We start from the raw sequence: 11,663 nt of genomic DNA, 5'->3' as shown, positions 1-11,663 counted from the left end.
AAAAACAAAGCGAGCCGCCTCTGTAGGCGACTCGCTCGATAGGATGATTTCCTAAAATGAAATCTCTTATACTGCAGAACTCCAGAATAAATTCCTCCGCTACTTTGTATTTGGATAGTTTGTATCATTGATTTCATTCTTTATTGTCATTGACCACTCGCCCCAAACTTTAGTGCAATAGACATTGCCACGGCTTTGCCCACACTTATCAGCATCAAAGTGAGAAAGCCCATCAACGCCCTCTTCAAAGAGTAATTCTTTCATTGCTAGTAATATCTGTAATGCTCACAATCCGCTCTGATGATCTACCTTCATAAGTCGCTTCCACCCACCTGTACTGAAGTGGATGTATTCACCGATAAAGCATTCGATATCCTCGGAGGAGAGCTCCTCGTGCAATACAATCTCTCTCACCATACTGATCCACCAAGAGCTGATGAAGTGTATGAAAAAAGGGGAAACATTAGTATCTAGCCCCGGATATAATTCTTTCATCCTTTCTAAATACTCGATTCCGGTTATCGTGCTTTTATCAATCCATCGCTCCCAAAAGTCTTCAAATCGTGTATCTCGAGTATCGAGAAATAGCAACCTGAACTCCTTGCGATAACGAGTAATCACACCCATTACATCTTGCATAGATTGACGGTGATACTCTTCTGAGGTAAAGATCTCAAGTGAAAGGTTATTATCACAATTGTGGTTTTCCAGCATGTTAGTCATCGCCTCCAAAACTGGACGCAAGACGATTGCCAGCAAATCATCCTTGCAAGGATAATAATTGTATATGTTGCTTAGCCCAACACCAGACAGCCTAGAAATCTCACGCATAGACACCGCCTTGAAGCCCTTCCTTAGAAACGCTTCTCGAGCTGTATCTTGCAATAGTCTGCGTGTATGTTCCTTTGTCGTCTGCATAATAACAACTTTATCCTATCTTCTGCGAGCAAAGTTCGCAAAGTTTTCCAGGACACACAATACCTAAAAATAGGGATTTTCCGATCAGCTTTCTTGTTATTTATGACACGATAGAACTGCGAGATGAATGTTTATTAATACTTCCAACTAGTTCATTCCTCTCGTAATCTCTCCAATAGCAACCTTGAAGGCATTGGCATCTATCTTTACGAATCACTCTTTGATGAGGTGAGCAAGTGCAGGGTCGGTCTTGATACGAGCAGTCTCAGAGTCTACGAGGGATAGCACCTCTTGCTTGACTTGGCGATAATTGGCTTCAATAGTCTCCCGCAGACTATCGGAGCCATTTTCGTTTGTGAAGTCCGCTATGATGGGGATAGGCTGATATGCTTTCGTTTCAGCAGAAACTTTGGCAATATCCACAACGATCTCAGCGTGGAATATTTTCTGATCGATGCGTTCATCGAAATTGTCTGAAACAGCCCCAACGAACATACCTTGTGTAAGGTTACTAATCTTACTTGCAGGAATCAAGCTATCCATCTGCGTAGATATAGATGTGGACTTGTCGTTACGGTTGATGGTCATGGACTGCCGTTGCTGAAGCACTTTGCCAAAACGCTCGGAAAGCGTCTTAGCCGTTTCACCAACTACCTGTCCGCTAAAAACATTACCCACGGTGTTCTGTATCACCTTACTCTCCTTATCGCCATAGTCTCGGGTCAGCTGCGAGAAGTCCTGAAAGCCTAGACACACAGCGACCTTGTTACTTCTGGCTGTGGCTATCAGGTTATCTAGACCACGAAAGTAAATGGTCGGTAGCTCATCTATAATCACGGAGCTTTTAAGTTGATGCTTCTTATTGATAAGCTTCACAATGCGACTATTGTAGAGGCCGAGCGCAGCCGAATATATGTTCTGTCGGTCGGGGTTGTTCCCTACCACTAGCACTTTAGGCTCATTTGGGTTATTGATGTCTAGAGAGAAGTCATCGCCCGTCATCACCCAATATAAGGCGGGAGAAATCATTCTTGACAAAGGAATCTTCGCTGATGCTATCTGCCCCTGTAACTGATCTTGAGCTCCACCCTCCCAAGCATCGAGAAAGGGAGAGAGATAGTTAGCAAGCTCGTCATATGAAGTCAGAATAGGGAATATTTGAGCGTAGGGACGATTGAGGAATTCAATAGCATGTGGAAAGGTGCAGTATTTTCCACCCTCATAGATTTTGAGAAACCAAATGATAGCTGCAAGCAAGATAATTGGAGACTCCACAAAGAAGTCCCCCTGCTTCTGTATCCACGTTCGGTTGAGATTAAGCATAATCGTATGTGCCGATTCGTACGCATCGGAGATGTCGCTCATAAAAGCAGGGTTAATCGGATTGCAACGATGACTCTTACGTGGGTCATCAAAGTTAATCACATAGAATTGGGGCTTCACCTCATAAGCATCAAGGTGATTTCGTAAGTGATTGTAAGCAATCTCCGATAGGTCTGGGAACTTGTAGTCATAGATGTACATTGCAAAGCCTTTCTCTATCTGCTGCTTGATGTAATTGTTCACGATGGCGTAGGACTTACCCGATCCCGGTGTACCGAGCACCATCGAGGCACGGAAGGGATTGACCACGTTAATCCAACCGTTATTCCACTTCTTCTTATAGTAAAAACGTGTAGGGAGATTGATCGAGTATTCGTTTTCCATCAGTCTTGTCTCCTGCATGAAGCTCTCGTTCTCCGTATTGAACACATCGTCCATAAGGTTGTTTTTCAGCAGGCGACTCATCCATACGCCAGCCATCAGCAGGCAGATATAGCCCACAGAGAGCGTGAAGATGTAGAGCGAAGCTGCACCAACGACTCCAATCGGAAGTGCCAGAAGCCACCAATTGAGGAAGAAGAGTACAAACCCAATGGCTAAAACAGTCCAAATCTTAGCCCAAGTAATCTTCTCTTCCTTAACCCCACGAGTTCCTAAGCAAGAAAGAGCAAGGAACAGCACACAAAAGAGCTTCGTCCAGAGAATCGAGGAGAAGAGCCCTGCTGTACGTTGAAAGTTCATCAGAATTTTATCTAGTACCGAGAGCGTCAAGCCCCAAGTGTGGAATGCTTCATAGCAAAACCAGTAGCAGTTGATGAGCAGGAATAGTACAGAGATCCCTCTCATAAAGTCCATAATCTTGCCCAATGCTCTCAAATCATCTTCTTGTGCCATAGTTATCTGTTGTTTAATCGTTGTCTAATCACTGTTTCTTCAAAGTCAAATGCGTAGGCTTCTCTGCTTTTCTTTTTCACCGAACTGTATCTTCACGGAGAAAACAGTAGATACCTACGTGACCATTTTCTATTTTCCACGGAGGGGCGATCTATTTCCTCGGAAGTTTCATTTCATTCTTCCGAAGTTTGATTTCATTCTTCCGAACTATCACTCTGTCCTTCCATGGAGATTTATTCTTTTCCCCGTCTCTATTTTCGATTTCCTCCATGAAGAGTGCGATGCCCTCCTCTTTATCATACCCTGCCTTGACTTACCTCTTCCTTCGTCTGAGATGAACCTTGCTCTGTCTGCGGAGCTTGCGTTGCCAAGCCGCCTCTTTCCAATCATCGTTGCTACTACCGAGTGGGAGGTCACCGACAATATCATCTACCAGCTCATCGACAAGGTTGTCTCCCTCGCCCGCATCTGACTGTAACGGTTGAACAGTTGGGGCTTCTTTCAATTGAGAAGAAGAAATACCATACAATGTCTCATCCATAAATGGATTGTAGGTCGGGTTGGAGAGGTAGGCATTAAATGTATTGGCCGAGTACCCCTTGCCTAGTCGGGAGCCATTGAGTGCAATGCCATTCGCATCGTCTATGAACGTAATACCATAGATGCGCCCGCTCTCATTCTTTCGGATAACCGTTCGCAAGCCTTGCTCCTCCAATCGATGTCGCAGCGCTTCCTCTGTCTGGGGAGAAGTACGCATTACTTGTAAGACTTTCTCCCTTACGGCTGGTATCAGAGGCTTGATAGCTTGCTTAGATTGTTGCATCCTATTCTGCACGGCTGTATAGCCCACACCACGACCGATCTCCGAGGCATGGATGGGTGTACTGACCTTATCGCCTTTATCATCAGTCGGTACATAGACCAGGCCATCGTACTTCTTCCCTCGAAACTCTGTTTTGACTTCTTCCACGGCAAGATTGTAGTGGGAAAGAATGGCATTGAGTTCTCCCAGCGAACAGAAGCGGTAATGCTTCAGAACAGAACGAGCTATAGATGCTACCTGCTCTTTGATATTTCCTTTTGCCATATCCACCTTTGAGAGCTCTTGTAGCGATTTATCTGTAATCTCTGTGCTGGGAATTAGATGGTACTTTTTCTCCAGCGCATCCGTAATTTTCTTGCTTCGTCTACCTTCAAACTTATCATTGATCTTTCGACCATCACCGTCTACCCTTAGCGATACGATGTGTATATGCTCACGGGCGATATCATTGTGCTTGAACACAATGTAGGGTTGCTTGCCATAACCCAAAGCCTCCATATACTCCTTAGCTATCTGCGAGAGCGTTTCATCGGACAGCTTCTCGTCTGGATGGGGATTGAGCGAGCAATGGAAGACAGTTTTCTTTGTTCGACACTTTTCGGGTATCAATGCCTGCATATCTGCAAGCACCTCCGACATCGTATATTCGCTGGCTCTGTTTTGGTACAAGCCATGTGCCAATAAGAGTGTCGCTTCCTTTTTATTCACCTTCTTGAAGTTGTAGCCGAGTGCACCCCCGAGGTTCTCCGTTGCTGAAATCTTGGCAATCATTACTTGCGGTAATCAATGGTCAGAGAGATAGCCTGCTCCTGCAAAGCAATGATCTGAGCTGATAGTTGCTCCAGCTTCTCAAGCAGTATCTGAGCAGTTTTCACGCTATGATAGCTGTTGATGGCTCGTACAGCTTGGTTATACAGCACGCCTATCTTATGGATCTGGGCAGTTAACTCGGAGAGCTTACGATAGTACTCCACGGCAGACTTATCTACCGTTATCACCTTGAAATGCTCTCCCAATATCCTTGCTCGCACGAAGTCGGACTTCGTTTCCGCCCCTGATTTATGGAACAACTCAATCGCTCGTTGCTGGTCTTTCGGGTTGGGAAGACGGGTATCCCATCTGTCCCATCGCTCTATCTTTCCATTCATTGTTTTTATCCTTATCTAATTACGACTTTGGAGTAATTCTCTCCCCTTCGGGGCAAGGGTCTTTGTCGGCAGAACCGGAGTTTGTCGGACAAAGACACACCTTGCCAATATCAAGAAGTGATACGATGAAGTATCCACCCCACGGGGGTGTCTACTTCGGGGAGAAAAGCTCCACGACTTCTATCTGCCTGCAAAGTTACAGCGACCTTGTAACTAATTCACTATAAACGACATTCCTATGATTTCACTCCTTTTCCTCATACTTCACTAGAGGTTGAGACTTAGGTTAAGAGCTAGTTATTTTGCAACCAAACTCAGTCATGAGCTAAGTCAATTTTGAGTTGAGTCAAGACCTAACTCTTGAGCTAAGTCAATTTTGAGTTGAGTCAAAACCTAGCTCTTGAACTGAGTCAATTTTGAGTTAAGTCAAGACCTAACTCTTGAGCTAAGTCAATTTTGAGCTGAGTCAAGACCTAACTCTTGAGTTGAGTCAATTTTGAGTTGAGTCAATTTTGAGTTGAGTCAAGAACTAACTCTTGAGTCAGATTTAGAGTGAAACAATCGCCCCATAGGCTTATAACACAAGTAGTAACCAAAGAACAATATGGACACAAACAACCGACCGCTTTACTTAGGCTTCGCTTCACAAAAGGGAGGAGTCGGTAAGAGTACGCTAGCCGAAGTGCTAGCATCTATTTTATACTACGAGAAGGATATCCCTCTTGTCGTAGTGGACTGCGATGGCACGCAAGAGTCATTTTTCAAGCTCAGAGAGCGTGACAGAGATCTTATTGGAACCTCCCCAGATATAGGGAAGGCACTCCACGAGCGACTTGCCCAATATGGGAAGAAGTCTTACCAGATTATCCGAAGTAATCTAGAGCAGGCAATAAGCAATACAGAGCAATACTTGAGTAAAGCACCGATAGCTCCCCAACTCGTCATATTCGACTTCCCAGGTCATGTAGCTACCAGTGCTATGATGGAGCTATCCATTATGATGGACTATATCATCTCCCCCATAGAGGCTGACCCGCAATCATTGGCATCAAGCTTGGCTTATGCCAAGACGATCCAAGAGCTAGGTGTAGGCTTTGCAGAGTCTCAAATCCAAGATCTCTTTTTGCTTTGGAACAAAGTAAATCGCAGTGCCAGCACTATGGTCATCGAACTGTTCAGTCAGCATGCCCAAGAGCAGGGCTTGAAGATCCTAGACGCTCGTATCTACCATTCTGTTCGCTTTAGTCGTGAGCTAGCTCAAGGGGGTGTCAAGGGAGTCTTTCGTTGCTCTTACCTACCTCCAGCTACCACGCTCCGCCCTCAGACAGGTGTAGATGAATGGGTCGAAGAGGTGATGCAGAAACTAGGTCTACAAAAAGGTACAAGCGTATGAGCTCACTGAAAGAACAGCGAGAGCGATTGCTCCAAGCAAAGATGAGAGAGATGGCAAATATAGGGGTCACCAAGCGTACCGCAGAGAATATCCCAGACTTTGATGAGCCGATAGATTTGGATGAAGAACCAACGCTTGAAGATGAGTGTAATGCCGTCTCAGAGACCGAGGAGACAACATCCTCTATTCCGACCTCCTCTCCTCAAGCATCCCAACGTCACAGCTCCAAAAGAAAGCTCTCGGACAAGGATGAGAAGAAGCCTAATCCTAGGAGTTGCTCATCGACACTAGAGTTTGCAGCATACGAAGAGCGTTTCCTGACATCTGTACGAGACGGACGCAACAAGTCTGGCTTCAGCATTCATACCGAAGTGCTACAGCTACTTCGAAATGTGGTGAGTGATCTCCGTGTAGAGACCTCCATCACAAGCTATATTGAGAACATCATATTGGATCACTTGAAAACGCACCAGGAGCTATTAAACCAAATCGCCTCTCAGCGGAGACGAGATAAGACTATTGACCTATGATTGAAGAGACATTAAGATGCTTACTGCTCTTATTAGGGATTGTGTGGGTGATCTTTGGCATCACATATTGGCGGAGACTCTTGAACAGCTCTAAGCAAGACCCTACAAGAAAGGCTACAGCCAAGAAAGAGAAGACGGAAAAAGCAGACTCCAATCAAGAGCGTAAGGAGCTTGTGAGAGACGAATTAGTCGGCAAGAGCAAGCCTTTTATTTCCTCATCTTTCCCTATGGTTCCTAAGAGTTCCTCGTCTGAAAAAGCGGACGATAATCCCGCTACATTTGCAGAGTTAGATAGTGATAAGTCAACTCCAAGAGATGACGCTACAGATCCTTTAGAAGCGGAAAGCGAAACTATCCCTGAGGTAGAAAACGAGATTCAAGTTGCCTATACGATGGAGGATCCAGATGAGGAGAGTATCCTGCGGGAGGAGTTACAGATTGCCAGCGAGGCGATGCCTGAACTCTCCCCGACCGCCATCTTAGCAAGAGATTTATCACGTATTAGCCAATGGAGTAAGCAAGAGGATTCACTGACTAATGAAAATGAAGAGGAGGTGTGCCAGACGCTCCACACCTTACGAGGAACGGAGCTTATGGATCGACTCAAAGAGTATACGCTAGAAGTGGAGGAAGCTCACCGCAATCTCTTTGCAGTCCTGCGGAAAGCTGAAGAGCTAGAAGAGGGACCCGCACCTTCCCAAGTAGAGGCAGAAGCGGGTGAAGAAGACAAACCGCTCTCTTACTACTTGTAACCCAACAATAGAACAGCAAGATTATTCTTTAACAACTTGATATAACGACAGACAATGAACAGACGAATGATTAGCAAGGAACGCCTAGCGATGCTTGCCCTGACCCTGATGATGACAGGTGCGACAGCCTTTGCCCAAGGCAATGGTATGGCGGGCATCAACGAAGCGACCAAGATGGTCACTTCCTATTTTGACCCAGCCACCAAGCTCATCTATGCCATTGGGGCAGTGGTGGGCTTGATAGGCGGTGTCAAGGTGTACAATAAGTTTAGCTCAGGAGACCCCGATACGAGCAAGACAGCTGCAAGCTAGTTCGGAGCTTGTATCTTCCTCATCGTAGCTGCTACTATCCTGCGTAGCTTCTTCCTCTAATGGCTAGTTGGGAAGTAAATAAAGGAGTCGGTCGGACGGTGGAGTTCAAGGGATTGAAGGCTCACTACCTCTTCTTATTTGCAGGAGGGTTACTGGGTATCTTCATCCTTGTAGTGATTCTCTATCTCTGTGGCATCAGTCAGATCATCTGCTTGGGCATAGGCGTAGTGGGTGCCACCGTTGTGGTGTGGCAAACGTTCGCCATGAATCGCAAGTATGGTCAATATGGATTGATGAAGCGAGGAGCTATAAGAAGACACCCGAGGTATCTCTTGAACCGCCGTTCGGTCTATCAGCTTTTTCACCAACTCAATAGCTCTAGATGATGAGAAACAGAAGCAAGATAACCACCTTAGAGTCAAAGTTCCCCTTGCTGAGTGTAGAGCATGGGTGCATTGTCAGTAAGGATGCTGATGTGACGGTTGCTTTTCGAGTGGAGCTACCCGAGCTTTTTACAGTCACATCTGCAGAGTATGAGACGATGCACTCTACTTGGCATAAAGCCATCAAGGTGCTACCCAACTTCACGATCGTTCACAAGCAAGATTGGTTCATCAAGGAGTGCTACCATACGACTTGCAAGCGTGGTCAAGAAAAGCCTTTGAGCTTTCTCGCTCGTGCCTCTGAGAGACACTTCAATGAGCGACCCTATCTGCATCACACGGTCTACCTCTTTATCACGAAGAGCAATCGACAGCGTATGGCACAGCAGAGTAACTTCTCAACACTTTGTAGAGGTCATCTACTGCCTAAAGAGATTACCAACGAAGAGGAGATGGTGAAGTTTATGGAGGCGGTGGATCAGTTCGAACGCATCATCAATGACTCCGAATTGATAAAGCTGGCTCGAATGAGCGAGGCTGAGCTGGTTGGCTCTAGGGAGCAAGCTGCTCTATTAGATCGCTACTTCTCTCTATCAGATAGCAGACACGGCACATTGGAGGATATACGTCTAGGGGCAGACCTCGTACGTGTGGGAGACAATATGCTTTGCCTGCATACGCTCTCTGATACGGATGATCTACCCACTACGGTCAGTACCGATGGTCGCTATGAGCGATTATCAACAGACCGCTCAGACTGTCGCCTCTCCTTTGCATCTCCAGTGGGGCTGATGCTCCCCTGCAACCATATCTATAATCAATACCTCTTCATTGAAGATAGCGAGGCGAACTTGCAGCGTTTTGAGAAGCAAGCTAGGAATATGCACTCTCTAGCGCGCTACAGCCGTAGCAATCAAATCAACGAAGAGTGGATACAGGAGTATCTCAACACCGCACACTCTCAGGGACTCACCTCCATTAGAGCTCACTTTAATGTCTTGGCATGGAGTGAGGATGAAGAGGAGCTACGACAAGTCAAGAATGATGTGGGCTCTGCCCTTGCCTTGATGGAGTGCCGTCCTAGACACAACACCATCGATACAGCGACCCTCTATTGGGCAGCTATCCCGGGTAATGCAGGTGACTTTCCAGCAGAAGAGTCTTTCTACACCTTCATTGAGCCAGCTCTCTGTTTCTTCACGGCAGAGACCAACTACAAGGACTCACTCTCACCCTTTGGGATTAAGATGGCAGACAGATTATCAGGTAAGCCGATACATCTCGACATATCTGATCTGCCGATGAAGCAAGGAATCATTACCAACCGCAACAAGTTTATCTTGGGACCCTCGGGCAGTGGCAAAAGTTTCTTTACGAACCATATGGTACGACAATATTACGAGCAGGGGGCACATGTCCTCTTGGTCGATACGGGTAACTCGTATCAAGGGTTGTGCGAACTAATCCATCGTAAGACAAAGGGGGAGGATGGAGTCTACTTCACCTACACCCATGACCATCCTATCTCCTTCAATCCTTTTTATACGGATGACAAGTTCTTTGATGTAGAGAAGCGGGAGAGTATCTGCACCCTACTGATGACGCTTTGGAAGAGTGCCGATGAGCGGGTCACCAAGACTGAGGCTGGAGAGCTGGGCTCTGCTGTCAATGCCTATATCGAACTCATCTGCTCAGATGCTAGTATTGTCCCGAACTTCAATAGCTTCTACGAATACCTTAGAGATGTCTATCGTAAGGATATGGAGCAACGAGATATCAAGGTGACGCTCTCAGACTTCAATATCAATAACCTTCTGACTACGCTCAAGCAGTACTACAAAGGTGGGCGTTACGACTTCCTACTGAACTCGGATAAGAACATAGACCTGCTCTCTAAACGGTTTATCGTCTTCGAGATTGACCAAGTGAAGGACAATAAAGACCTCTTCCCCGTGGTGACCATTATCATCATGGAAGCCTTTATCAATAAGATGCGCCGACTGAAGGGTATCCGCAAGATGATCCTTATCGAAGAGGCCTGGAAGGCGATTGCTTCGGAGAATATGGCGGACTACATCAAGTATCTCTACAAGACGGTCAGAAAGTATTTCGGAGAGGCTATTGTGGTGACGCAGGAGGTAGACGATATCATCTCTTCACCCGTAGTGAAGGAGAGTATCATCAACAACTCTGACTGCAAGATCCTCCTAGATCAGCGTAAGTACATGACCAAGTTTGATGGCATCCAGTCGATGCTGGGTCTATCCGAAAAGGAGAAGAGCCAAATCCTCTCAATCAATCAGAACAACGATCCTCACCGACTCTACAAAGAGGTGTGGGTCGGGCTGGGAGGTATGCAGAGTGCCGTCTATGCTACAGAAGTGAGTATGGAGGAGTATCTCACCTATACGACAGAGGAGCGAGAGAAGCTGGAGGTGATGCAGCGTGCGGAGCAGCTGGGAGGAGACATTGAGTCGGCTATCCGACAACTCGCCATAGAGAAAAGAGATAAGCAATAATAGTAACAATCAAATACCTAGTGACAATGAAAAAGTATCTGCTGATGGCTCTCTTTGCAATGAGCCTATTTATCCCTCAAGCCCACGCTCAGTGGGTGGTTACCGACCCTGGGAACTTTGCTGGCAACATAGCCAACTCCATTAAGGAGATTGCCACCGCCTCAAAGACGGTCAAAAACACGCTAAGTGGTTTTAAGGAGGTGGAGAAACTGTACAACGACACCAAGAAGTACTACGATGCGCTCAAGCAGGTGAACAACCTTATAGGCGATGCCTACAAGGTGAAGGAGTGCATCCTAATGGTGGGAGACATATCAGAGATCTATGTAACCTCCTACAAGAAGATGCTAGCGGACCCTAACTTCCGCCCCACAGAGCTAGCAGCTATGGCTGCTGGCTATGCCAAGCTTTTGGAACTGAGTGGGGAGAGTCTCAAGGAGCTCAAGTCTGTAGCTAAGAGCAAGGTGTTCTCGATGAATGATAGCGAGCGTATGCAGATGATAGACCGCATCTATACGACACTACGTGAGTATCGATCGATTGTTTCTTACTACACCCGAAAGAATATCTCCGTGAGCTATGTACGTGCTCACGAGAAGAATGATCTAGCATCGGTCAAAGCGCTTTATGGAAATCCAGAGAGCCGATATTGGTAAGAACATCTATGT

General features: G+C 46.2%; 12 protein-coding genes. 7 read left to right on the top strand and 5 right to left on the bottom strand.

The annotated features are described in order from the left end of the window. Window positions 1-99: 99 nt before the first annotated feature. The 5 genes from HMPREF3027_RS09580 to HMPREF3027_RS02385 form a co-directional block, all read right to left on the bottom strand. On the bottom strand, window positions 100-264 hold the full coding sequence (locus HMPREF3027_RS09580; protein WP_168165862.1) for a hypothetical protein: 165 nt from the start codon (window positions 262-264) through the stop codon (window positions 100-102). A gap of 21 nt (window positions 265-285) precedes the next feature. Beyond that, complete coding sequence (locus HMPREF3027_RS02400; RefSeq protein ID WP_070706746.1) at window positions 286-918, bottom strand: TetR/AcrR family transcriptional regulator; 633 nt, start codon at window positions 916-918, stop codon at window positions 286-288. Between the two features lie 213 nt (window positions 919-1,131). Next, a complete protein-coding gene (mobC, locus tag HMPREF3027_RS02395) occupies window positions 1,132-3,135 on the bottom strand; it encodes a conjugal transfer protein MobC (protein WP_070706744.1) in 2,004 nt (667 codons plus the stop codon). Between the two features lie 313 nt (window positions 3,136-3,448). Next, window positions 3,449-4,729, bottom strand: a complete 1,281-nt coding sequence (gene mobB / locus HMPREF3027_RS02390; protein ID WP_004331460.1) for a conjugal transfer protein MobB — start codon at window positions 4,727-4,729, stop codon at window positions 3,449-3,451. Further along, the gene (locus HMPREF3027_RS02385; protein WP_070706742.1) at window positions 4,729-5,106 is read right to left on the bottom strand and encodes a plasmid mobilization protein; all 378 of its coding nucleotides are present in this window, start codon (window positions 5,104-5,106) and stop codon (window positions 4,729-4,731) included. Before HMPREF3027_RS02385 ends, mobB begins: the two co-directional genes overlap by 1 nt. 604 nt (window positions 5,107-5,710) lie before the next feature. Here HMPREF3027_RS02385 and HMPREF3027_RS02380 point away from each other — a divergent pair. The 7 genes from HMPREF3027_RS02380 to HMPREF3027_RS02350 all read left to right on the top strand — a co-directional run bounded on the left by HMPREF3027_RS02380 (window position 5,711) and on the right by HMPREF3027_RS02350 (window position 11,651). Continuing rightward, the gene (locus tag HMPREF3027_RS02380) at window positions 5,711-6,499 is read left to right on the top strand and encodes a ParA family protein (RefSeq protein ID WP_070706740.1); all 789 of its coding nucleotides are present in this window, start codon (window positions 5,711-5,713) and stop codon (window positions 6,497-6,499) included. After that, a complete protein-coding gene (locus tag HMPREF3027_RS02375) occupies window positions 6,496-7,029 on the top strand; it encodes a DUF3408 domain-containing protein (RefSeq protein WP_070706738.1) in 534 nt (177 codons plus the stop codon). Before HMPREF3027_RS02380 ends, HMPREF3027_RS02375 begins: the two co-directional genes overlap by 4 nt. Then, a complete protein-coding gene (locus HMPREF3027_RS02370; protein ID WP_070706736.1) occupies window positions 7,026-7,781 on the top strand; it encodes a hypothetical protein in 756 nt (251 codons plus the stop codon). Before HMPREF3027_RS02375 ends, HMPREF3027_RS02370 begins: the two co-directional genes overlap by 4 nt. 90 nt (window positions 7,782-7,871) lie before the next feature. Beyond that, complete coding sequence (locus HMPREF3027_RS02365; protein ID WP_371440872.1) at window positions 7,872-8,093, top strand: DUF4134 domain-containing protein; 222 nt, start codon at window positions 7,872-7,874, stop codon at window positions 8,091-8,093. A 59-nt stretch (window positions 8,094-8,152) separates the two neighbouring features. Further along, window positions 8,153-8,479: a DUF4133 domain-containing protein gene (locus HMPREF3027_RS02360; RefSeq protein ID WP_013760809.1), complete on the top strand. Its 327-nt coding sequence runs from the start codon at window positions 8,153-8,155 to the stop codon at window positions 8,477-8,479. Then, entirely contained in the window at window positions 8,479-10,995 is a 2,517-nt protein-coding gene (locus HMPREF3027_RS02355; RefSeq protein ID WP_070706859.1) for a TraG family conjugative transposon ATPase, read from the top strand. The genes HMPREF3027_RS02360 and HMPREF3027_RS02355 overlap by 1 nt, the downstream gene beginning before the upstream one ends. Before the next feature lie 26 nt (window positions 10,996-11,021). Next, complete coding sequence (locus tag HMPREF3027_RS02350; RefSeq protein ID WP_004330928.1) at window positions 11,022-11,651, top strand: DUF4141 domain-containing protein; 630 nt, start codon at window positions 11,022-11,024, stop codon at window positions 11,649-11,651. Window positions 11,652-11,663 lie beyond the last annotated feature (12 nt).

The organism is Porphyromonas sp. HMSC077F02, assembly GCF_001815465.1.
Lineage (GTDB): Bacteria > Bacteroidota > Bacteroidia > Bacteroidales > Porphyromonadaceae > Porphyromonas_A > Porphyromonas_A somerae.
The sequence above is the reverse complement of the archived record's forward strand: the minus strand, read 5'-3'. Positions and strand labels throughout refer to the sequence as shown.

What these genes read in the sequence shown, in the direction of transcription:
- HMPREF3027_RS02370 (WP_070706736.1), top strand. Translation starts at nt 7,026, where the DNA reads ATGATTGAAGAGACATTAAGATGCTTACTGCTCTTATTAGGGATTGTG.
- HMPREF3027_RS02350 (WP_004330928.1), top strand. Translation starts at nt 11,022, where the DNA reads ATGAAAAAGTATCTGCTGATGGCTCTCTTTGCAATGAGCCTATTTATC.
- HMPREF3027_RS02360 (WP_013760809.1), top strand. Translation starts at nt 8,153, where the DNA reads ATGGCTAGTTGGGAAGTAAATAAAGGAGTCGGTCGGACGGTGGAGTTC.
- HMPREF3027_RS02355 (WP_070706859.1), top strand. Translation starts at nt 8,479, where the DNA reads ATGAGAAACAGAAGCAAGATAACCACCTTAGAGTCAAAGTTCCCCTTG.
- HMPREF3027_RS02365 (WP_371440872.1), top strand. Translation starts at nt 7,872, where the DNA reads ATGCTTGCCCTGACCCTGATGATGACAGGTGCGACAGCCTTTGCCCAA.
- HMPREF3027_RS02380 (WP_070706740.1), top strand. Translation starts at nt 5,711, where the DNA reads ATGGACACAAACAACCGACCGCTTTACTTAGGCTTCGCTTCACAAAAG.
- HMPREF3027_RS02400 (WP_070706746.1), bottom strand. Translation starts at nt 918, where the DNA reads ATGCAGACGACAAAGGAACATACACGCAGACTATTGCAAGATACAGCT.
- HMPREF3027_RS09580 (WP_168165862.1), bottom strand. Translation starts at nt 264, where the DNA reads ATGAAAGAATTACTCTTTGAAGAGGGCGTTGATGGGCTTTCTCACTTT.
- HMPREF3027_RS02375 (WP_070706738.1), top strand. Translation starts at nt 6,496, where the DNA reads ATGAGCTCACTGAAAGAACAGCGAGAGCGATTGCTCCAAGCAAAGATG.
- mobC (WP_070706744.1), bottom strand. Translation starts at nt 3,135, where the DNA reads ATGGCACAAGAAGATGATTTGAGAGCATTGGGCAAGATTATGGACTTT.
- mobB (WP_004331460.1), bottom strand. Translation starts at nt 4,729, where the DNA reads ATGATTGCCAAGATTTCAGCAACGGAGAACCTCGGGGGTGCACTCGGC.
- HMPREF3027_RS02385 (WP_070706742.1), bottom strand. Translation starts at nt 5,106, where the DNA reads ATGAATGGAAAGATAGAGCGATGGGACAGATGGGATACCCGTCTTCCC.